The 22,793-nt window shown below is 49.9% G+C and carries 16 protein-coding genes; 13 read left to right on the forward strand and 3 right to left on the reverse strand.

What is annotated here, in order from left to right; genetic code table 11:
• Positions 1–81 precede the first annotated feature (81 nt).
• From AB0L18_RS10870 to lspA, 3 genes are read left to right on the forward strand one after another with little or no spacing between them, the layout of a single operon-like run.
• Entirely contained in the window at positions 82–570 is a 489-nt protein-coding gene (locus AB0L18_RS10870; protein ID WP_367392616.1) for a hypothetical protein, read from the forward strand.
• A 14-nt stretch (positions 571–584) separates the two neighbouring features.
• Positions 585–1,883, forward strand: coding sequence for a hypothetical protein (locus AB0L18_RS10875; protein ID WP_367392617.1), 1,299 nt, complete (start codon positions 585–587; stop codon positions 1,881–1,883).
• Positions 1,884–1,938: 55 nt separating this feature from the next.
• Positions 1,939–2,472 (forward strand): signal peptidase II, encoded by a 534-nt coding sequence (gene lspA, locus AB0L18_RS10880; protein ID WP_367392618.1) that lies wholly within the window; start codon positions 1,939–1,941, stop codon positions 2,470–2,472.
• A gap of 278 nt (positions 2,473–2,750) precedes the next feature.
• Here lspA and AB0L18_RS10885 read toward each other — a convergent pair whose 3' ends face one another.
• Positions 2,751–4,337 (reverse strand): peptide chain release factor 3, encoded by a 1,587-nt coding sequence (locus AB0L18_RS10885; protein WP_367392619.1) that lies wholly within the window; start codon positions 4,335–4,337, stop codon positions 2,751–2,753.
• Between the two features lie 678 nt (positions 4,338–5,015).
• Between AB0L18_RS10885 and scpA the strand changes: the two genes are divergently transcribed.
• On the forward strand, positions 5,016–7,151 hold the full coding sequence (gene scpA, locus AB0L18_RS10890) for a methylmalonyl-CoA mutase (protein ID WP_367392620.1): 2,136 nt from the start codon (positions 5,016–5,018) through the stop codon (positions 7,149–7,151).
• A 205-nt stretch (positions 7,152–7,356) separates the two neighbouring features.
• Positions 7,357–8,031, forward strand: a complete 675-nt coding sequence (locus tag AB0L18_RS10895) for a hypothetical protein (RefSeq protein WP_367392621.1) — start codon at positions 7,357–7,359, stop codon at positions 8,029–8,031.
• A gap of 4 nt (positions 8,032–8,035) precedes the next feature.
• Here the strand turns inward: AB0L18_RS10895 and AB0L18_RS10900 are convergent, their stop codons facing one another.
• Both AB0L18_RS10900 and AB0L18_RS10905 read right to left on the reverse strand, forming a co-directional pair.
• On the reverse strand, positions 8,036–8,740 hold the full coding sequence (locus AB0L18_RS10900; RefSeq protein WP_367392622.1) for a porin family protein: 705 nt from the start codon (positions 8,738–8,740) through the stop codon (positions 8,036–8,038).
• A gap of 67 nt (positions 8,741–8,807) precedes the next feature.
• The gene (locus tag AB0L18_RS10905; protein WP_367392623.1) at positions 8,808–10,676 is read right to left on the reverse strand and encodes a gliding motility-associated C-terminal domain-containing protein; all 1,869 of its coding nucleotides are present in this window, start codon (positions 10,674–10,676) and stop codon (positions 8,808–8,810) included.
• A 417-nt stretch (positions 10,677–11,093) separates the two neighbouring features.
• Between AB0L18_RS10905 and AB0L18_RS10910 the strand changes: the two genes are divergently transcribed.
• From AB0L18_RS10910 to accC, 8 genes are all read left to right on the forward strand, one after another.
• Positions 11,094–12,857 carry an ABC transporter ATP-binding protein gene (locus AB0L18_RS10910; protein ID WP_367392624.1) on the forward strand — a complete coding sequence of 588 codons (1,764 nt, stop codon included), beginning with the start codon at positions 11,094–11,096 and terminating at the stop codon, positions 12,855–12,857.
• Between the two features lie 224 nt (positions 12,858–13,081).
• On the forward strand, positions 13,082–13,903 hold the full coding sequence (locus AB0L18_RS10915) for an outer membrane beta-barrel protein (RefSeq protein WP_367392625.1): 822 nt from the start codon (positions 13,082–13,084) through the stop codon (positions 13,901–13,903).
• A 64-nt stretch (positions 13,904–13,967) separates the two neighbouring features.
• Entirely contained in the window at positions 13,968–14,759 is a 792-nt protein-coding gene (locus AB0L18_RS10920; protein ID WP_367392626.1) for an outer membrane beta-barrel protein, read from the forward strand.
• A 381-nt stretch (positions 14,760–15,140) separates the two neighbouring features.
• A complete protein-coding gene (locus AB0L18_RS10925) occupies positions 15,141–18,806 on the forward strand; it encodes a family 16 glycoside hydrolase (RefSeq protein WP_367392627.1) in 3,666 nt (1,221 codons plus the stop codon).
• A gap of 39 nt (positions 18,807–18,845) precedes the next feature.
• Positions 18,846–20,048: a sugar MFS transporter gene (locus AB0L18_RS10930; RefSeq protein WP_367392628.1), complete on the forward strand. Its 1,203-nt coding sequence runs from the start codon at positions 18,846–18,848 to the stop codon at positions 20,046–20,048.
• 82 nt (positions 20,049–20,130) lie between these two features.
• Positions 20,131–20,697 carry an elongation factor P gene (efp, locus tag AB0L18_RS10935; protein ID WP_367392629.1) on the forward strand — a complete coding sequence of 189 codons (567 nt, stop codon included), beginning with the start codon at positions 20,131–20,133 and terminating at the stop codon, positions 20,695–20,697.
• A 119-nt stretch (positions 20,698–20,816) separates the two neighbouring features.
• Positions 20,817–21,344, forward strand: a complete 528-nt coding sequence (gene accB, locus AB0L18_RS10940; RefSeq protein WP_367392630.1) for an acetyl-CoA carboxylase biotin carboxyl carrier protein — start codon at positions 20,817–20,819, stop codon at positions 21,342–21,344.
• Positions 21,345–21,392: 48 nt separating this feature from the next.
• A complete protein-coding gene (gene accC / locus AB0L18_RS10945) occupies positions 21,393–22,736 on the forward strand; it encodes an acetyl-CoA carboxylase biotin carboxylase subunit (protein ID WP_367392631.1) in 1,344 nt (447 codons plus the stop codon).
• The last annotated feature ends 57 nt before the right edge of the window (positions 22,737–22,793 follow it).

Below are 22,793 nucleotides of genomic sequence, written 5' to 3' on the forward strand. Positions count from 1 at the left end.
GATGAGAAGCTCTGTCTAACCAGGATAGAACACTGATCTAACGGATCAGACGGATTAAAACGGCTTTTAAAATCCTTCAATATGCTACAAGATCATCGTTCCTCCCGCGCCCTTTTCCGCTCTACATTTCTCATTTATGTGGCCCTGGTACTGGGACAGGTGGTTTTTAGCCTGTTTACCGTCTTTCTGATTACCCAACCCGACCGCGATCTGAAGGAAGGATCAGATTATCCCTTTCTGGGGATTTTGGTTATCTTCTTAGCTGCCGGAGCCGCCTGGTTGATCAATAAACTCCGCAAAGATCAGTTGCCCAAACTCCATTTCAACTACGAGGGGAAGTTGCTGCACTATCGCACTACGGTCATCATGCGCGCAGCGATGGTCGAAGCCGGCAATCTCTTCTGCCTCATTTTAGCCTTGTTGGAAGGTAGCCTCACGCCCATCCTCTATTTTTGTGTAGGAATGGCCGCTTTTCTGTATTTTAGACCCCAACTTGCCGAGTTGGTACAACTTTATAACATGAATGAAGAGGAACGCCAAGCATTGGAAAGGCAGCTGAAAAACCGGTAACAAGGCGCTGTGAAATGAAAACGATATTGCTCAAGGTCGATAATGAGGGAGTGTATTACAATCCTACCGAAAGATTGGCATGGGCATCAACGAATTTACCCGTGGGTGCTTTCCGCTTTCGCGAACACGAGCCTATCTACTGGCGTGCCCGCATGTGCGCTTACCAAAAAGATAGACAGCTACTGGAACTGGAGGTGCTTGATTTTCAAGCCGTTTTTGAAAAAGGCTTTGCACAACAAAGCCCCAAGCAACCGATCAGTGCCTTGCAGTTTCGTCCTTTTATCCCCGAGGCCTTCAAGGCCAATCTCTCTTATTATGATGGTCTCCTCCTGACGACGATACTGGCTAATCCTGAGTCTGAACCACCAGCACCAAAGGTGATTTGGACCAAGCCGCGCGAGGAATGGCAAATTGAAATGGACTGGCAACCAACAGGTTTCTCCCCTCCGCCGCTAGAAAAACCCGCCAGCATTCACCTCCATTTCCAGGAACGCATTCAGGATTTGAGCTTCTCGCTGGGCCTGATCAAGGGCACCCACTTCGTAGAAGAATGGGGCATCGCCATTGATTACGAAATCGCCAATGACTTTATCATCCCGGAGTTTGATTACGTCAAAAGCTACGTCGCAAAAGCCCTCAAGCAACGGCAGGTACCCATTGAAATAAAAACCACCCTAGCGGATGCCATCGGCAAAGCTGTCACTGCTCGTAGCCCCGTCTTGCAAAACATCGACGAGCGTCTGCTGGAACTGGTCCGTACCCAAGCCGCCGAGCGGCTCCTGAAGAAGCCAAAATTTGAAAGTAATGTAGACAAAAGCTTGTTTACCGCAGACGAGATGTACGACCAATACACCGAAGACGGCTCCTGGGGAGATGCCTTGCGCAGTCCTGGCGAAGAAATTCTGGCCCAAATTTTATCGCTCAAGAAAGTACGCAACGCCAAGCAGCTCCAGTTCCTGGCGGGCAAAGTACACGCGCCGACCGAAAAGTTGCGGTTTACGCTCACACCCCTCTTCGGGTTTATCTTTCTGGCCAAAGGCGAGCGGCAGCAGCATTTTATCTGGGAGCTCCTCAACAGCCACGCCACCTATGTATGGAGCTTTGATCCCGAGGAATTGTCTGCCCGGCAGCGGTTCTCCGAACTGGATAAAATCCTTAATTTCATCAAAGTACACGGCCGCCAGGAATACCGCAACAACCATCACCAATCAGCGTATTTTACTTTTCAGCCCATCAACCACCGGCATGCAGGCTCCAACTTTGTGGATGGTTTCCCTCGGTGGCGAAATCTTTTGCTAGAGCAATTGGTCTGAAAAACAGCATCAAAACTAGCAGTATCACTAAATTCTCTTTTCCTATCTTTACGCCATGAATAAGAAATGGACACGTATCCTCCTCGTGCTGGGCATCATAGCCGCCAATATCGGCCTGGATCAATGGACCAAAGTATGGGCGCGCAACACCCTGCAGTTTCGCCCTATGGAATCGTACTGGGGTGATTTTTTTCGGCTCATCTACGTCGAAAACACTGGGGCCTTCCTCAGCCTCGGTTCTGACCTTTCCGATTGGATACGCACCCTGGTACTACACCTCTTTCCTGCCATTCTCTTGGGGGCACTTACGCTTTACGCCATGTTTTCCAAGGCTCTCAATAAGTGGCAAGTTATCGGCATGAGTTTCATCATTGGCGGCGGCATCAGCAATGTCTACGACCGCATTATCTACTCCGCCGTCACCGACTTCATGAACATGGGCCTCTTCGGTATCCGCACCGGCATCTTCAATTTTGCCGACGTCTCCATCATGGTCGGGCTGGCCATCATGCTCCCCTTCGCCTTCAAAAAAGATCCCGAAGACGAGGAGCCAGTAGTGGAAGAGGAAACAAGCGAGCCTACGATATAGACTACTTATTGTGTGCCCGCAAAATGCGGTTTTTATGTAGGGGCAAAATTCTCCCACCTCCGACCCTTCGGGCCACCTCCGCCCGAGCGGAGGATATGGGCGGGCCGTGGCCCGAGAAAACCCGAGTCAATATTTTTCCAAGTCGTAAAGACAACTACCTCGCCGATCACAAATCTACTGTCCTTCGCAGGGCGGAGGTGATTTCGCAGAAATCGGAGGTGGGGCAGTGCTCACCAAAGCAACTCCCTTTTCGTTTAAAATGTTAATGTCGCCCTGTATCAATTCTCACTCAAAAAATGAAACTGAATCTTCGGGTGATTGTCCTGCGCCATTTTGAGGCTCCAGGCGCTTTCGGCGAGGTAGACGATTTCGCCGTCTTTGTCCGTGCCTAGGTCGCGTTTGCGGCGTTGGAGGAATTCCTTCATGGCAGCCTCGTCGTCGCTGGTGATCCAGCAAGCTTTGTAGAGGTTGAGGGGCTCGTAGCGGCACATGGCGCCGTATTCGTGTTCGAGGCGGTACTGGATGACATCAAACTGGAGGGCTCCTACCGTGCCGATGATTTTGGCCTGGTCGTAATCACGGATAAACAGCTGAGCAACGCCCTCATCCATCAACTGGTCCAGGCCTTTGTTGAGTTGCTTGGTCTTGAGTGGATCAGCGTTGAGTACCAAACGGAATTGCTCGGGACTAAAGCGGGGAATGCCCTTGAAACGCAGCTCCTCGCCGCCGGTGAGGGTGTCGCCGATTTTGAAGTTGCCCGAATCGTAGAGACCCACCACATCGCCGGGATAAGCCTCGTCGACTACCGTTTTTTTGGAGGCCATGAAGCTGGTAGGGTTGCTGAATTTCATCTTCTTGCCCTGGCGAACGTGGAGGTAGTTGGTGTTGCGCTCGAAGGTGCCCGAGCAGATGCGCATAAAGGCGATCCGGTCGCGGTGGCGGGGGTCCATATTGGCGTGAATCTTGAACACGAAGCCGGAAAATTCTTCTTCGGTAGGCTTCACAATCCGCTCCTCCGTGGCGCGCGGCCGTGGGGTAGGAGCAATCTCCACAAAACAATCCAGCAACTCTTTGACACCAAAGTTATTCACCGCCGAACCAAAGAAAACCGGACTAAGATCACCGCTCAGGTATTCCTCTTTCTCGAAGGGAGGATATACTTCGTTGATCATGTTGACTTCGGTGCGTAGTTCTTTAGCGGCAGCCTCGCCGACCATTTTTACCAGTTCAGGATCATTGAGGTCTTTGAACTTGATGGTCTCCTCCGGGCGGCCCTGCTTGTTGTCGGGGCGGAAGAGGACGAGTTGTTGTTCGAACAGATTGTAAACGCCCTGGAAACGGTCGCCCATACCGATGGGCCAGCTCAGCGGGCGAGCATTGAGCTGTAGTTTCTGTTCGATTTCATCAATCAAGTCGAAAGCCTCTTTACCGGGGCGGTCCATCTTGTTGACGAACACGATGACGGGCGTTTTGCGCATGCGGCACACTTCCACCAGCTTCTCGGTTTGTTCCTCGACCCCTTTGGCAACGTCGATCACTACGATAACGGAGTCGACGGCGGTGAGGGTACGGTAGGTATCTTCCGCAAAATCTTTGTGACCAGGGGTGTCCAGAATGTTGATTTGCAAGTCGCGGTATTCGAAGGCCATGACGGAGGTCGCTACAGAAATCCCCCGTTGGCGTTCGATCTCCATAAAGTCAGACGTCGTACTTTTTTTGATCTTATTGCTCTTCACCGCACCGGCCGATTGGATGGCACCCCCAAAGAGGAGTAACTTCTCCGTGAGGGTGGTTTTACCGGCATCCGGGTGGGCAACAATACCAAAAGTGCGGCGCTTGGCCAGTTCTTCGAGAAACTTACTCATCTTAGTACTTAAATTTGAGGGCGCAAAGATACGGAAGTTGATTTGAACCATATTAAGGTATATAAGGTCATTTAAGTATTTGGAAAAATTTATTCCATGTTAGGGGAAGAATATCGAGCTGTTTACAAAAAGAAGCGTCAACGGTATATTATCGTCATAGTTACAATGGTAATCGCTGCCACTATTAGTATCATTGGCTTAGCTTTGTTGCAGTGGCCAGAGAAAATGGTAGAGGTGGTGTTGATCCCATTAGTAGGTGGAGTTGTTTGGTTGCTTTTTGACTGGCGTTGCCCTCAGTGTAGCCAATCGCTTATACGAGAAAGTAACCCTAAGTTTTGCAGTGGTTGCGGGCTGCAGATGAGAGGGGAGTAGGTCAACCTTTTGCGGATAGGGCTGTCCTCCCTGCCTGACGTGCTGCTGGCAGGCAGGCCTCGATCCTGTGTCGGTCCCTCCAGCGAAACAGGCGGTAGCTAGCGCAGCGCAGCTACGGCCCCAACTAAAAAACCAAAAGATTGGTTAACTGGTCTTTATATTAGAGAATTTGGCTGTCTCACACCAAAAGATTGGTTAACTGGTCTTTTGGTATCAGAAAGCGACCAGGCACGTCGTTTTTTACTCCTCCCACTACGACAAATCCCGCAGAAGGCGTATTTTACCCTTTGAAGAAAAAACCTTTGCATGGCCCGACCAGATTTTACCCAACAAGCTTTAGTTTACGATTTGCCCAACCTGCGGAACCTTGCTCAGGGGGAGTCTACACCCATGGTGACGCCCGAGCAGATAAGGCTCAAGAACAGCTTTGGGGCGGAGGATACGGCGGCGTACGACCACTTGGGGTTTGTAGCGGGACTACCGCCTTACTTGCGTGGCCCCTACAGTAGCATGTACGCGGTGCGGCCTTGGACGATCCGTCAGTACGCAGGATTTTCGACGGCCGAGGAGAGCAATGCTTTTTACCGCCGCAACCTGGCGCAAGGCCAAAAAGGACTGAGTGTGGCTTTTGATCTGGCGACCCACCGGGGCTACGATAGCGATCACGAACGGGTGCGCGGCGATGTAGGAAAAGCGGGTGTGGCGATAGATACCGTGGAGGATATGAAGGTGCTTTTTGACCAGATTCCACTGGATAAAATGTCGGTGTCGATGACGATGAACGGGGCGGTGATTCCCATCATGGCGTTCTACATTGTCGCGGCGGAAGAGCAGGGTGTGAAGCCTGAACAACTGAGCGGCACCATCCAGAATGACATCCTCAAGGAGTTTATGGTGCGCAATACCTACATCTATCCGCCGCTGCCAAGTATGCGGATCATTGGCGATATTTTTGCTTATACGGCGGCCCATATGCCCCGGTTCAACAGCATCAGTATCAGTGGGTACCACATGCACGAAGCAGGGGCACCAGCCGACTTGGAGCTGGCTTATACCCTGGCCGATGGACTGGAATACATCCGTACCGGTTTGGCAGCGGGCCTGAAGATTGATGATTTTGCCCCCAGGCTGTCCTTCTTCTGGGGAATTGGGATGAACCACTTTATGGAGATCGCCAAACTGCGAGCGGGACGCCTGTTGTGGGCCAAGATCGTCAAGGAATTTGGGCCGCAGAATGCCAAGAGTATGGCCTTGCGTACACACTGCCAGACCTCGGGCTACAGCCTCACGGAGCAAGATCCCTACAATAATGTAGCGCGTACAGCAATAGAAGCCCTGGCGGCAACCTTGGGCGGGACGCAATCTTTGCACACCAATGCGCTGGATGAGGCCATTGCTTTGCCTACCGATTTTTCGGCGAAAGTGGCACGGGACACGCAGCTTTATCTGCAAAAAGAAACGGATATCACTCGCGCGGTTGACCCCTGGGGCGGTAGCCATTATGTGGAGTACCTGACGGGGGAGTTGGTCCGTCGCGCCTGGGAACTGATGCAGGAGGTAGAAGAACTGGGCGGCATGGCGAAAGCCATTGAGGAAGGCTTGCCCAAGCTGCGCATTGAAGAAGCCGCGGCTCGCAAGCAGGCCCGTATTGATAGTGGCCGCGAGAAAATTGTGGGCGTCAATGTTTTCCAAACCACGGAAGCTTCACAGATTGATATCCTGGAAGTAGACAATACCGCCGTGCGGGAATCGCAGGTGCAGCGACTGAATGCGTTGAAAGCCAACCGTGATCAGGTCGCTGTAGACGCAGCACTGGAAGCCTTGTACCAGGCAGCCAAAAACGAGACAGGAAACCTATTGGACCTGGCGGTAGCCGCCGCGCGCGTGCGGGCTACCCTGGGCGAAATCAGCGCTGCACTGGAACGGCACTATGGTCGCTATCAGGCCACTCACCGGACCATCAGCGGCGTATATGCCGGAGAAGTGACGAACCAAGACGCAGATTTTAAGGCCGCCCGCGAGCTGGCTGATGCCTTCGCCAAAGAGGAAGGTCGCCGCCCCCGGATTATGATTGCCAAGCTAGGGCAAGATGGCCACGACCGGGGCGCTAAAGTGATTGCCACCAGCTTTGCTGACCTGGGCTTCGACGTGGACATTGGCCCGCTGTTTCAAACCCCCGCCGAGGCTGCCCGGCAGGCGACCGAAAACGATGTACACATTTTGGGGATCTCCTCGCTGGCCGCGGGGCACAAAACCCTTGTACCTGAAACCATCGCCGAGCTGGCCAAGCTGGGCCGCGATGACATTTATGTGGTCGTAGGTGGCGTGATTCCTCATCAGGATTATGACTTCCTTTATGAACAAGGCGTTGCGGGAATCTTTGGGCCGGGGACTAAGATTGCCAAGGCCGCTTCGGATATTTTGCGGGTGTTGGGAGGGTAGTGCGAGGTGCGGAAAATGCCACTAGCGAAAGTCAAACAACATTTACACCCTTACACTTTTCCAACCCTTACACCTTTTTGCTGTGAGGTGCGAAAATAATTCCGACTTCCGCTTTCCGCTTTCCGACTTTGTGAGGTGCGAGGTGCGAAAAAAACATCTGACCTTCAATATAGCTAAACTTAGGCTAGAGCTAAAACTAAAAACAATGCGTACACTACTCTCTCTGTTTGGACTAATCATTGGACTGCCGATACTGGGAGCTCAGACACCTCAACATTTTAGCGTAGTCGTAGGCGTGGATTATTTGTACCGTTCTGATGACTTAGGTCCTCGTTCTTATGCAGAATCCCCCAACCTGCATTTGCGGATAGGAGGGGATTATTCGCGGGAGCTGACTTCTTTTCTCCACTTACGGACGGGTGCGCGCCTGACGGCATTGAGGTATGATTCAGGCATTCAGCAATTGGTGGGTGAAGTCAGCGATCCCTTCCAAATTAATGCTGGGCTTAGTACTTTTTTGGATCCTGAGACTTCAGCGGGATGGTATTTTAAAACAACAGATTTTTATCTTGAAATACCATTAGTCTTTCGTTATCAACCTGAAAAATCTGACCATTTTTATGTAGAAGGAGGTATGGCTGCGTACTTTTATCTGAAGACCTATTTTCGTAGTAAGGAGCACTACGGAGAGCATACTTATTGGAGCATCTCCAGCTCTGCCAATAAGCTGATGTCGGTATTGCAAGCGAGTGCCGGTTGGGAGTGGTCAATTAGCAAAGAAGCACAGTTTTATGTGCAGCCGATATTTCGCTACTTCTTGACGGACAATAATTCGTTCAAGATGCTCAGTGGTGGGCTGGAAACAGGGGTGAGGTGGTAACCTTTTAAAAAGTAAGCCCCAACCGCAGCCCCAAATCAAGCAACCTTACATTATTGGTAATGTCAGATATTATGCCCGCTTCTTCGTAAACGGGGAGTGTCGAATAGGCCGCTTCGGGTTCTAGCGTAAGGATAGACTTGCCGCTACTTCCGACTTCCCAGCCAAGGCCCAAGTTGATTTTTGTGCCGTAATTTTTCGCTTCGTCGCCGATCTGATTGGGTACAGGAAGCTCGTTGGTGCCACATTCGACCAGGGCAGCATCGCGGGATTCCCCCGTTTTGAAAAAATACTCGTAGCCCAGTTTCACGTAGAGCCGATTGCCTTGTCGCTTAAAATAGTACCTGCCTTCCAGCGGAACGCCGAGGTATTGAATCGTAAATTCGTTGCTATACCAGGAGTTGTAAGGGTCAAAGCTAATGCCATCGAAATCGCAACCAAGCCTGGCGGAATAGTCGATGGTGGAGAACTTGTCTATGATGTATTTTAAACCAGTGCTTACCGCAAATTTATCGCTCAATCGGTAGTTGACCGCAAACTGTATATTTAGTCCAAGCTTATTGCTGTGTTCTCCGAGATCATTGTCTTCAAAAAACACAAAAGACGTTTTGGGCGTCAGGTAGAGCCCGTAAGAAAAAGGGTCTTCTTGCTGGGCCAGCAAGCCGTTGATGACCATCAAAGAGAGGGCCAGAAAGAGAGAAGGACGTATCATTGTAACGTATTATTTAGAGCTTTCTCGTTTAAACTAATTAGAACCATATAAGAACATTGTGGCTAATTTACCGCACCAGGACCACATCCCCACTAAATTCCCGAACGACCCCATCCAGAAAGACAACCTCTAAGGCGTACACGTACACCCCTTGATCAACAATTTTACCCTTGGCGCGGCCGTCCCAGCCTTGGCCAGGAACACCGGGCGTCAGGTCCGCCTCTTCGTAGACCAGCTGCCCCCAGCGGTTGAATACCCGGAAGGATTTTATGCTTTGTATCCGGCTGAGTTTACCGTAAACAGTGAAGTAATCATTAACGCCATCCAGGTTGGGACTGAAGGCATTGGGGATGTACAGGTCATAAATAGGCGTGACGGAGATGAACACCGAGTCAGTCACAGCGCAGCCGTTAGCATCTTCGGTCGTAAGAAAGACGGTTTGACTCTGGGTGGGTTGCCAGTTGATTTCCGGACAGTCCGGGGAGACGGCACAAGGCAGCACCTCGTTAGCATTGTCCGAATTCCAAATGTATTGGCTGACGGGGAAATTGGTGTTGGCCGTAAGGCTGACCTGGTCGCCTAGTTCGATGTTTAGATCAGCACCAAGCTCCAGCGTAATGGCATCAGGAGAGATGAGAAGAATACTGGTGTCGAGTTGGCAGCCGTAGCGATCGGTAATCAGCAGGTTGTAAGTGTTACCACCGGGCACATCCGTTAAAATATTGGACATGGTGCCGCTTTCCGTCCAGAGGAAGTCATAGGGGGGATAGCCATTGAGGACCTCGGTCACTTCAATCTGCCCATTTTCGGTATTGAAACAATCGGGGACACTGGCGTTGTAAATCGGGAGGATATTAGGCTGGGGCAGCACCGTGAGATTCGTGGAAATAATACTATCGCAACCAAAGCTATTGATCAGGGAGTCCACAAAAAGGCCGCTAGTGGTATACATTGAATTGCCCACGGGATAAGACATGCCTGCACAAATGGTATCTGTAATAGAGAATTCGGTAGGCAGCACGATCACCTCCTTAACATTGGAGTTGATGCGGCATTTTTCATTTTGCAGGTTATCAAAGCCGTCGGCGATCTGAAAGCGGTAGTAGTAGATGCCCGATGAGAGAATGCTATGCAAATAGGTATCCTCATTGGCTCCGGTAATATCCACCCAGTCGGTGATGCCGTTGGGACTGATTTGCCACTGCACAGCGGGATCGTCGTACAAGTTGCCGGAGACGGTAGCGAAGAGGGGGAAGGGCTGCCCGTCGGCGCAAATGTTGGCGGGTTCTTCTGGTTCGATAAAGGCTTCATCGCCGCAAGGGCGGAAACTTATGTTGTCGAGGGCCAGATCGTTGCCGATCCCTCCAGGGGCATTGTTGCGCAGGGATAGTCGGATACTGGTTTGCCCGGGGGCAGTGGTGAAGGTGAAGCCATAAGTCTGCCAACTGTTGGTTTTGGGGATTTCTCCGGTGGTGAATTGCACTACATCGTCGAGCAAAAAACTCACATTGGGGTCAATATGGTTGGGGACCCCCACTTCAATGAGGTTGATAACGTCTACAGAAAATTCGTACAGCGTATTGCCGCAAAGCTCGTCGATCTCACGATCATAGAAGAGGCCGGGCTCAAAACTTGCGTTGACGACCATCATGTAGCCGTTGGGGTTCAGGCTGTTGTCGCCAATAGCAAGCCAGGTAGGGTAGAGGTTACCCCAGGCGCCAGTGTTGTTGGTAATGGTGTATTGCCCGTCGCTGGGAGGCGGCGCAGCATTGTAAAAATAATCGGGTGCAATATTGGGGTTGGGCACGAGTACATTGGCGGGTCCGGCACCAAAATCTCCTTCCGTGAAAATATTATCACCCAGGTTACCATCACAGGTTTGAGCAGAGAGCATTCCGTAATTAAGGAAGAGGAGTAAGAGGACGATATATCTCATGGAATCAGCAGACTTGTTTTTTACAAAGTTAGTCGCTATTATTTGCGAATAACCACTCGCGTTATTTTTTTTGGTCGGAGCGGATCTAATTTGGTGGTTTTGTCTTAAGTAATTCCTACCTGCGACCACAGGTAGGCAGGTTTGTTCCGTCACTAAGATGAGCTGCTTGTCCCTGTAGGAGTGTAAATGCATTTATACGAATTGTCTTGTCCTGAAATAGGTTTACACAAAAGATGGTCAAAAACCATCAACCATCAACCATGAACGATCAACCAAATAAAATACCTCCCCACAATAAGTTATTTTTGATCCGTCACTAAACTATCTTTGCCCAAATGCCATTCTTAATGGTTGATAGGTAAAAGCGCATATTCTTTGTAGCGCAATACAATCGTCAAACCCTGCGACGCCACGCTTATGTCCAAAGACAAAAAAAAGTTCGATTTCTCCCTTTTTGGTCGAGTCCTTTCCCTGGCTAGGCCTTACCGCTTGGTGTTTGCTACGGCTGGTATATTAGCATTGGTATTGGCCCCTTTGAGTGTTGCCCGGCCAAAGCTGATTCAGAAAATGGTCGATGACTACATTTTTTTCAACGACATCCCGGGGCTTACGCGTATTGCGTTGTGGATCTTAGGCCTGCTGTTGATAGAATCTGTGCTGCGCTACGTATTCATTTTTTCTACCAGTTGGTTGGGCCAATCGGTGATCCGGGATTTGCGGGTGCGCGTTTTTACCCATCTTACCAGCTTGCGCCTGAAGTATTTTGACCGCACAGCCATTGGTACCGCTACCACGCGTACCATCAACGATATCGAAACCATCAATACGGTCTTCTCCGAAGGGATCATGACCATTATTGCTGATCTGATTTCTATCGTGGTCGTCTTGGCCATTATGTTTGATACCAGTTGGAAACTGACCCTGATCTGCCTGACGACCATGCCTTTCCTGATGTTGGCGACTTATATTTTTAAAGAAAAAGTAAAGCTTTCTTTCCAAACTGTTCGGACGCAGATTCAGCGTATGAATGCCTTCTTACAGGAGCGTATCAGCGGCATGAAGGTCGTCCAAATCTTCAATGCAGAACGCAATGAGATGGAACGTTTCCGGACCATCAACAGGGAATACACCAAGGCCAACCTGGATGCTATTCTGTATTATGCCGTCTTCTTCCCCGTGGTAGATATTATTGCTGCGGCATCACTGGGCCTGATGGTTTGGTGGGGTGCACAGGATGTGATTCGTGCGGGGGGCGTTACGCTGGGTGCGCTGGTTGCTTTCCCTATTTACCTCAACATGCTGTTCCGCCCGATCCGGATGCTGGCCGATAAATTCAATACCCTACAAATGGGGCTGGTGGCTGCCGAGCGCGTATTTGACGTCATTGATACCGACGAGCAGATCGAAGATCAAGGAGAACTCAAAAAAGACAAACTGGAAGGGAAAGTGGAATTCGACCAGGTCTGGTTTGCCTATAACGACGAAGACTGGATCATCAAAGACCTCAGCTTTACGATCGAACCCGGCCAGACCATGGCCATCATCGGGAGTACAGGGTCTGGAAAAACAACCATTACCAATATTCTCAACCGCTTCTACGAAATCCAGAAGGGAGCCATTCGTATCGATGGTGAGCCACTCCCGCTGTATGATCTCGAATCTTTGCGTCAGCGTATTGCGATTGTTCTGCAGGATGTCTTTTTGTTTGGAGGTTCGGTCATCGAAAATATCACCTTGCGCAACGAAAACATCTCCCGCGAGCAGGTGATAGCTGCCGCTAAAATGATTGGTGCTCACCCCTTTATCGAAAAACTCCCCGGTGGCTATGATTATCAGGTCATGGAGCGCGGTGCCACCTTGGCCATGGGGCAGCGACAGCTCATCAGTTTCGTACGGGCCCTGGTATTTAACCCGGATATCCTGATTCTCGACGAGGCCACCTCCAGCGTAGACCCGGAAACGGAATCGGTGATCCAGTACGCCATCGAGACGCTCATCAAAAAACGGACTTCCATCATCATCGCACACCGCCTCAGCACCATCCGCCACGCGGACAATATCCTGGTATTAGAAAAAGGCAAAAAAGTGGAATTCGGCCCCCACGACGAGCTACTCAAAAATGAAGAAGGTCGCTACCGCGAGCTGTACCAGATGCAGTTTTTGGAGGAGGTGAAGAGTTAGGAGTCGGCGAAGAATAAGTTGTCCTTTTCAGGAGAACCATCTTGCCGCCAGACGAGGCGCGAGGAGGAGCGCGTAGCCCAGCTACGCAACCGACGAAGCAACGAAGTATGGCGGCAAGAGGGCCGCATCAAATGGGGAAGTTATTCTTCGCCGATCCCTTAGGCTTTTTTGGTTAAAAAAACCTCCTGGCAAAATGAGGTAAATCGTTGGCCAGTTAAAACCTTATGAAAAACACGCTCGCTACACTTCTCTTCATTGTTTCGCTATTGACTACGCTTAGTAACCTACATGCACAAATGCCCAAGTGGGCTTTTGGCGCCCATTCCATCATGGGCCTGAGCGGTAGTATTCGCCAAGAGGCCAAATCTTTAGTTGTAAATGAAAGAGTATATGATCATTTAGGCAAGGAAGCATTACAACTTTCTTACGGAGTTGGTCTGTGGCTGGAACGTTCCTTAAACCCGCATTGGAGCCTGTACACAAGCACCAGCTTTCAGCGGGTAAAAGTACTGGCCAATTCAACGTTTGTTCATGATGGTGCTGATTTGTATAGTTACGATCAGGTTCAATCAAGTTGGGCAAGCCAGTATTTTCAATTGTCATTAAGCGGTAGATATCACTTTGGAGAGGACGTGGGTAGTCATCGCTGGTTTGTAGGTGCCGGGATACAGAGGTGCTACGTTTATCGCCATAATTATCAATCCGAAGTCACCTTTCGCTACGATCCCGGTCTCGGGCCTGGTTTTGCTTACGGAGTAGAAGGCCTGGTGTTCACTAACAAATACATCCCCCATCAAGAACCTGCTATAGAGCGTAGCCCCATCGCCCTAGCCGGCCGCGTGGAATTGGGCTTGCGCATTGATCGCTGGACCATGAGCCTGGTCAACACCGCTTTTTTCCAAGAGCGCAAAACAGGCGTACCCTATTACTCGCGTTTCCTCACCATTAGTGATGAACCCAACCCCGATGGTTCCCTTACTACTTCAGGTGTTCCTCTGCGCTATGTACGGTCGTCCACTTTGCATTTCGCTTACCAAATAAAATAGCCATCTACCCAACCCTTTTTTTGATGACGGTGGTCTTACGACGTAAGAAAAAAAAGCACCAGTTATGAAAAAAATAATTCTACTTTCCGCGTTTGTGGTCTTGGCAATCGGGCTCTCAGGGCAAAGCCGCTGGGCTTTTGGTCTTGATGTAGAAGCTGGGTATAGCGGAAAGGCTGACCTCCAGGAACAAACGTATTACGACGATACTTTTGGTGATTATTATTACAAATCTGAAGTACGTCGGCAGCCGGGTTTTAGTGGGGGTGTCTGGACGGAATTTCTCCTTAGTCAACGTTTTGGCCTCCGCCTTGGTGTGAACTACAGCCAGTGGCGTGACTTCTCCGAAGCGGAAAGCATCTCCTACAATACGGAGGATCTAATGATCGCTTACAGTCGGGATCGTTATTACCAAAAGCAGCGTCAGTTCCGGATTCCTCTTGAAACCAATTTCTACTTCGGGAAGCCCACCGATCGTGCTCGCTTTTTTCTTAAAGCGGGGGTACAAGCGACCTATCTGCTGGCGCAAACCAATACCGTGAATAATTATTATGGTGCTGTCGGCCAATCGGAGTCATATGATTACAGCTACGCAGAAGAGCTCGACCTCACTGCCGAATGGTTGGATGTCAAGCGTTGGCAAACTTCGTTCATTGGCGGCTTTGGCTTCACCATGGATCGCGTAACCTTGAGCCTCCAAAAAACCTGGGGACTAGGCAAAAAACAGAACTACTATGGCTACCCTGGCGGCTGTTGTGGATTTGGCGGACTTTGTGATTGTTACCTGCCCTATTATTATCCTTCTTCCATCAAGCCACTACAACAAACCACACTGCGGTTCGCTTACGCTATTTGGTAAGCGGTACTTTCGGCCTCCCCACTTTGAGATGGTTGGGCCAACCCTTAGCCCCATCCCCGGCCCTTCCCATTGTCAAAAATGGCTTCGTTTCGGGATTTGTTTTGCAGGGGAAGGGAGGCTTGATACGCGTGGCTGTTTTGGCTTGACCATCAACCATCAACAAACAACCATCAACAAACCTTTACACGTTTACACCTACCCAACCCTTCCAACCCTCCCCACCAAAGCTTCCCGGGCGTTATTGTGCAACGCCAGGGAAGCCTTTATTTGCGTAGCAGACAGAATAACCTTTCTAAAAGATAGCTTTCTCCAAATTATTTGCTTTTTTTGTGCTACCCTCCCCAAGGAAGCCAATGTTTTCGGAAATCCAATTAAAGCTGTATGATCCTTAATCGTCTGTTATTACTGGCTATTGTAAGCCTGTTATTCGTTGCTTGTCAATCAGAAAAAGAAAATATTCCCGAACGACCTCATGCTCCCTGGGTCTTTCGTTCCGTGCTGGATGCCCAGCCTCGGATGCTCACGGTAGCATTGCACGATAATTTATGGCTTGCCTATTCTGCCCAAACAGGAGCCTTGTCTAAGGCTTGGAGCGGAGGCGTCAATTTTGATGGAGCCGTTTATACAACGGTGCATGGCCCGCAGCCCAGTTCCCTGGGAAATATTTGGTTCAATAACCCCTATTCAGAGCCTTGGCGCATCTTGCGCGGTGGCAAAGAAGAACGTCCGGTCATCCAGTACAACGGGCATCAATTTGAGAATGGGCAGGTTTGGATCAAATACCAATTGCGCCTGGCGGATGGTACCACTATCAATATCAAGGAACAACCGGAGTACACGACCAATGACTACGGACAAACGGGCCTTGAGCGTACCTTCCTGACCGAAGGCGTACCCGCTGACGCCCAGGTTTTGCTAATGCTGCATTACGAAAGCTTACCTACAGCTGCCAATCTCCAAACCGACGGTGAGTGGGTGTCAGAAGAGGAAACTGCAAAAGGCAATAGCCGCCTGAGTAGCGTAGCCCTTGATGGTGCACTGAAGCTTAACGCTAATGCTACGACTACCGTAACAGCCCTGTTTACCAGCAAGCCAACCATCGAAAATGAAAATAAAGTAGTGGGTGCCGAAGAGGAGGAACGCCGCCCATTAGGTTACCGTCTTATTGCTCGTAGCGACTGTCGCTCTTGCCACAATACCTATCTTCAAACCATTGGGCCTTCTTATACCGATGTTGCCCGTCGTTACCGCAACACCCCCGAGAATGTAAGCATGCTCGTCAATAAAGTGATGCAGGGAGGTGCCGGCAATTGGGGCGAAGCAGCGATGACGCCACATCCCGATCTACCCCCTCACCAGGCACAAGCCATGGTGGAGTACATCATGACGCTGGATGAGGAGGAAGAAAATGCATTGGCAGCTATCGAAACAGATGAAGGCGTTGACTTGGCTGCTGCCCAACCTGCCGCTAATGTTGATGGTCAGGATTTTCTTCCCGGAGGTATTGTGAAAGCATTTACCACCAATGGCAACGTCTCGTCGGTTCTGGATGTCAACTATCGCCAGGAGCCCCTCTTTGCGGGAATCTTACCTAAGGTGGAGTTTTATGCGGCTGATTTCGGTGAACTCGAAGAAGATTTTGCGCTGGAAGTGACAGGCTATCTGCGAATCCCCAAAACCAATAATTATACGTTCCGACTGATCAGCGATGATGGTTCCTTTATGTATATCGACGATCAGTTGGTGATCAATAACGATGGTTTTCACGGTGATCAAGCCGTAGATGCTGAGCTTGTTCTGGCCGAAGGGTTCCACCCTGTGCGCATTCTTTATATGCAGGGGAAAGGAGGGCGTACCTTGCGTCTGACCTGGCGTTCTTTTGAAACCAACCGTTTTGAGCCCGTACCTTCTTCCGTTCTGATGCACACGCGCGCTGCTCAACCAGAAGTGGTCAGCTCAGCCTTAAATAAAAATACCATCATTCCTGGCGATGGTTCTGCCCTCACGGAAGTACACCCTGCCTATACCCTCAGCCAGGCACGGCCCAACGGCTTTTCGCCTAAAGTAGGAGGTATGGACTTTTTGCCCGATGGCCGCCTCGTTATCAGTACCTGGGATGCTGAAGGAAGCGTCTATATCGTAGAAGGCGTGAGTACGGGTGATCCGGCTCAAATGTCCTATAAAAGAATAGCTAGTGGCCTGGCCGAGCCACTGGGATTGAAGGTAGTGGATGGTTCCATCTTTGTCCTGCAAAAGCAGGAACTAACGGAACTTGTTGACCATGATGGTGATGAACAAACCGACGAGTACCGTACCGTATCCAACGATTGGCTGGTTTCTGCCAATTTTCACGAGTTTGCTTTCGGTCTGGCCTACAAATCACCTTATTTCTATGGCGCCCTGGCCATTGGTATTCTTCCCGGTGGGGCGAGCGCACCCAATCAGCCCAAATCTCGCGGCAAGGCCGTCCGCATTCACGAGACGACCGGCAAGCTGGAAATTGTTGCCGAAGGCTTGCGGACCCCTAACGGTGTAGGTATCGGCGTAGACAACGAAATATTTATTGCCGATAACCAAGGCGACTGGTTGCCTTCCAGCAAAATCCTGCACGTCTCGCAAGGGGCATTTTTTGGCTCACGAGCCGTAGATAGCAGCCGGGTAGCTCAGTTGCCGATGAAGCCCCCCGTAGTGTGGTTGCCCCAGGACGAAATTGGCAACTCACCGAGTACGCCCATGTACCTCAACGACGGACCCTACAAAGGCCAGATGATTCACGGCGAAGTCACTCACGGTGGCGTCAAGCGGGTCTTTGTTGAAAAAGTTGCGGGGGAATATCAGGGTTGTGTATTCCGCTTTATCCAAGGCTTGGAAGCAGGGGTCAACCGGATGGTTTGGGGCCCTGATGGCGCCCTTTACATCGGGGGAATCGGCTCTACGGGCAATTGGCAGCACAGCGGAGGCCTGTGGTACGGCCTACAAAGGCTGAAATACAACGAAAAGTCAGTATTCGAGATGTTGGCCGTTCGGGCCAAAAGCAATGGTGTAGAAATTGAGTTGACCGAACCCTTAGATCCAGCCTTTGGCGCAGATATTAAGGATTATAACGTACGCCAATGGTACTACCTGCCCACAAATCAGTACGGTGGTCCCAAGTTGGATGACCGCCGCCTGACCGTGCAGTCGGTTCACATCAGCCAGGATCGTAAGCGCATCTTCCTGGCCATGGACGGTATGGAAAAAGAACACGTAATTCACCTGCGTCTACCCAACTATTGGACCAGCACTGCTGGTCAGACCTTCTGGACAACAGAAGCCTGGTACACCTTGAATAACATTCCAGTTGATGAACCTGGTTTTAATAACCCAGCACCACCACCTCCCGCACCTAATCAGCTCACGGCCGCAGAACGCGAAGCAGGTTGGAAGCTCCTTTTTGATGGTGAAACCACCAAAGGATGGCATACTTTTGGCAAACAATCGATTGGCAGCAGCTGGAAAGTACAAGATGGTGCACTGACCTTGGATGTCGTTGCTCGCGAAGATGGTGGTTGGCAAGCTGCCGATGGCGGTGATATCGTGAGTGCCGGTGAATTCGAAAATTTTGAATTCCAGATCGAATGGAAAATTGCTCCTTGCGGCAACAGTGGTATCATGTTCAATGTAGTAGACTCGAAAGATTACGATTATCCCTGGCAAACCGGGCCAGAAATACAGGTGCTCGACAATACCTGCCACCCGGATGCGATGATCATTAAGCACCGTGCCGGTGATTTGTACGATCTGATTTCTGCCGTTCCGGAAACGGTTCGCCCAGCAGGAGAATGGAACCGGGTACGACTGCGCATCAAAGACGGCCAACTGGAAAACTGGCTCAATGGTCGTAAAGTAGTCAGTACGGAGCTATTCAACAGCAACTGGCAGCAGATGATCGCGGGCAGTAAGTTCAAGGATATGGAAGACTTTGGACAGGCTCGTAAAGGCCACATCTCCCTTCAGGATCATGGTGATCGGGTGTGGTTTAGGAATATAAAAATCAGAGAGTTGTAAGCTCTTTTTTCAACGCATCAATCAAAACGAAACGAAAATATGGAACAAATCAGTAAAAATCGCTTATTCCTAGCCTGTTGTGTAGCGCTGGTCGTGACGGCGATGACTTTTGCTATACGTGCAGGTATTCTTACGGAATTGTCTGAACAGTTTACCCTTTCTGACCAACAATTGGGCTGGGTAAATTCTATGGCTTTTCTGGGTTTTCCCGTCGCAATGATTATTGGTGGATTACTTTACAACGAAGTAGGCCCCAAACGGATGATGTACGCAGCTTTTTTTAGCCATTTGTTAGGTTTGGTACTGACCATCATGGCAGGAGGATTTTGGGGATTGCTGATTTCGACCTTCTTTATTGGTTTTGCCAACGGCTGTGTAGAGGCGGCCTGTAACCCCATGATCGCGGATATGTACCACGATAATAAGACGACGATGCTCAATAAGTTTCACGTCTGGTTCCCTGGAGGTATCGTCATCGGTAGCCTGGTGGCCCAGGTAATGAGTGGGATGGGTTGGCAAGCTCAAATCGGGGTCATGTTGATCCCCACCCTGTTTTACGCTTATCTGATCTTCGGACAAACCTTTCCTCAATCAGAGCATATCGAATCTTCGACGAAAGAAAACATCAAAGGATTGGCGAACCCTCTCTTCATTTTCATTGCTATTTGTATGACGTTGACGGCGTCTACCGAGTTTGGTACCACGCAGTGGGTAGAGCGGATTCTTGGTAATGCAGGTGCTCAACCCATGCTGATCCTGGCTTTGGTGACCGGATTGATGGCTATCGGGCGTTATTTTGCTGGCGGCTTGGTACACCGACTCAATCCTACGGGTGTATTGTGGGGATCCTCAATCATTGCTGCACTGGGGATTTACATGATGAGCATAGTGACAGGGCCGCTGATTTACGTGGCGGCTATCCTTTTTGCGATAGGTATTTGCTATTTCTGGCCAACTATGCTTGGGTTTACCAGTGAATACATCCCCAAAACCGGCGCACTGGGCCTATCTTTGGTTGGTGGCGCTGGGATGTTTGCCATGTCGATCTGGAACCCCATCATCGGTGGTTGGCTGGATACCAACCGGGCTAAAGCCATTGCGGATGGCCTGACGGGAGATGCGGCAGAACTGGCTGCAGGGCAGATGACACTGGGCTCCTTGGTACTTTTTCCGGCGGTATTAATTGTGCTTTTTGGCGGCTTGTATTTTTACATGCAACGTCGACAAACAGCCGTTGCTTAAATTTTTGCGGAATCAAAGCCCGGCAATGTGCAGGATATGCCTATCTTTGCCCCGCTTTTTAAAGAAAAAATAATATTCTACGATGGCTAGTACCTCGGATATCCGCAACGGAATGTGCTTAGAGCTGAACAATGATAAGTATACAATCGTTGAATTTCAGCATGTGAAGCCGGGCAAAGGCGCCGCTTTTGTACGTACCAAAATCAAAAGCCTGACCAGTGGTCGGGTCCTTGATCACACTTTTTCCGCTGGACACAAAGTGGACGAAATTCGTGTGGAGCGTCGCAAATTTCAGTACCTCTACGAGGACGATATGGGCGTGCATTTCATGAATGCAGAAACTTTTGAACAGTTGGCCTTGCCAGAATCTCTCATCGATCGTAAAGATTTGTTGAAAGAAGGCATGGAGGTTGATGTTTTGTACGACACCAACAACGAAGTTCCTTTGACGATGGAGATGCCTCAATATGTTGAGATGGAAATCACCTACACCGAACCAGGTGTAAAAGGAGATACGGCTACCAATACCCTTAAGCCAGCAACGGTAGAAAGTGGTGCGGAAGTGAGAGTACCTCTCTTTGTCAACCAGGGGGATAGAATTAAAATTGATACGCGTTCTGGTTCTTACGTGGAGCGTGTAAAGTCATAGTTTACAGGGTGGCACCTATGGGTGCCATCCATTGTTTTTGATTATTTCTGTAATTGCCATTGCGGGCCGGGATAAATTTTTCATTATCTTAGGCAGCAAACTAACCAATTCCTGACTATATGTCAACCAAAGAAATACAAGATCTCCTTAAGCTGGTCAGTAAGCTGGAACTGTCGGAATTCAAAATGAAGGACGGAGAGTTTTCTCTTTCTATTCGTACCAAGCATTTTGTTTCCGGAGAAAACGGACCCATCACCATTGGATCTCCTGCACCGGTAATGTCTATGCCGACAGCACCGGTTTATGCGCCGCCATCGGCTGCTCCAGCACCATCTGCTGCCCCATCTGCTGCGCCTGCTTCGGCCAACGCCGAAGACGACCAAGCTGATGTAGACGAATCCAACTACCTGGCAGTAAAATCTCCGATGGTAGGAACCTTCTACCGCTCACCCTCGCCAGATAAACCTGTTTATGTCAAAATAGGCGATACTATTGCAAGTGGTGATACCGTATGTATCATCGAAGCAATGAAACTCTTCAATGAAGTGGAGTCTGAAGTAAGTGGGAAGATTGTGAAAGTATTGGTGGAAGATGCGCAGCCTGTAGAGTACGATCAAGTACTCTTTCTGGTAGACCCTAAAGGGTAAACTAGCAAATGTTTTACTGCCTTTTTCCTAAGTTAAGCTTATGCGACTATGTTTAAGAAAATCCTCATAGCTAATCGGGGAGAGATTGCGCTGCGTATTATTCGTACCTGTCGGGAAATGAATATCAAGACGGTTGCCGTCTATTCTACCGCAGACCGCGAAAGCCTGCACGTGCGCTTTGCCGATGAAGCAGTCTGTATTGGGCCACCCGCCTCGTCAGAGTCCTATCTCAGTATCCCCAAGATCATGGCAGCGGTAGAGATTACCAATGCTGATGCCATCCATCCAGGATATGGCTTCTTGTCTGAGAACGCCGATTTTGCAGAAGTGTGTAAAGAATACGGGATCAAGTTTATTGGGCCCCAACCGGAACACATTCGCAAGATGGGAGACAAGGTGACCGCTAAGGAGACCATGATCAAAGCCGGTGTACCGGTTGTTCCAGGATCTGATGGCCTCGTCAAAGATTTGGCCGACGGCCAGCGAATCGCCTCTGAAATTGGCTTCCCGGTCATGATCAAAGCCACCGCTGGTGGTGGTGGAAAAGGGATGCGGATTGTACCCAAAGCCGAAGATTTTGAGAAGAACTGGAATTCTGCCCGCCAGGAAGCTAAAGCTTCTTTTGGCAACGATGGGATCTACATCGAAAAGTTTGTCGAAGAACCCCGCCACATTGAGTTCCAGATTGTAGGAGATCAGTTTGGTAAAGTTGTTCACCTTTCGGAACGCGACTGCTCTATTCAGCGTCGTCACCAGAAGCTGGTAGAAGAATGTCCTTCTCCCTTCATGACCGATGAGCTGCGCGAAAAGATGGGTGCTGCCGCTGTTCGTGCGGGCGAGTTCATCAAATACGAAGGTGTTGGTACCGTAGAGTTTCTGGTAGACAAGTATCGCAACTTCTACTTCATGGAGATGAATACCCGTATCCAGGTAGAACACCCCGTAACGGAAGAAGTCATCGACCATGATTTGATCAAAGAACAAATCAAGATTGCTGCAGGTGAACCGATCATTGGAGGGAATTACCTCCCCGTCGGGCATGCCATCGAATGCCGCATCAATGCAGAAGATCCCTTCAATAACTTTCGTCCTAGCCCAGGGAAGATCAAATCTTTCCACAGCTCGAAAGGGCACGGTGTACGGGTAGATACTGCCGTTTATGCAGGTTATACCATCCCGCCTTTTTACGACTCCATGATTGCGAAACTCATCTGCCGGGCGCGTACCCGCGAAGAGTGTATCACCAAAATGGAACGTGCCCTGGATGAATTTATCATCGAAGGCATCAAGACGACAGTACCCTTCCATCAGCGCCTGATGAAAGACCCTAAATTCCGTGAAGGAGATTTCAATACCGGCTTTTTGAATGATTTTGATTTGGAAGATCGGTAGGTTGGGAAGGGTAAGATTCAGAAGTAAAAGGGGAGTTTGCAGCAGTGGCGGCAAACT

This window comes from Lewinella sp. LCG006 (assembly GCF_040784935.1).
In the GTDB taxonomy this organism is placed as follows: domain Bacteria; phylum Bacteroidota; class Bacteroidia; order Chitinophagales; family Saprospiraceae; genus Lewinella.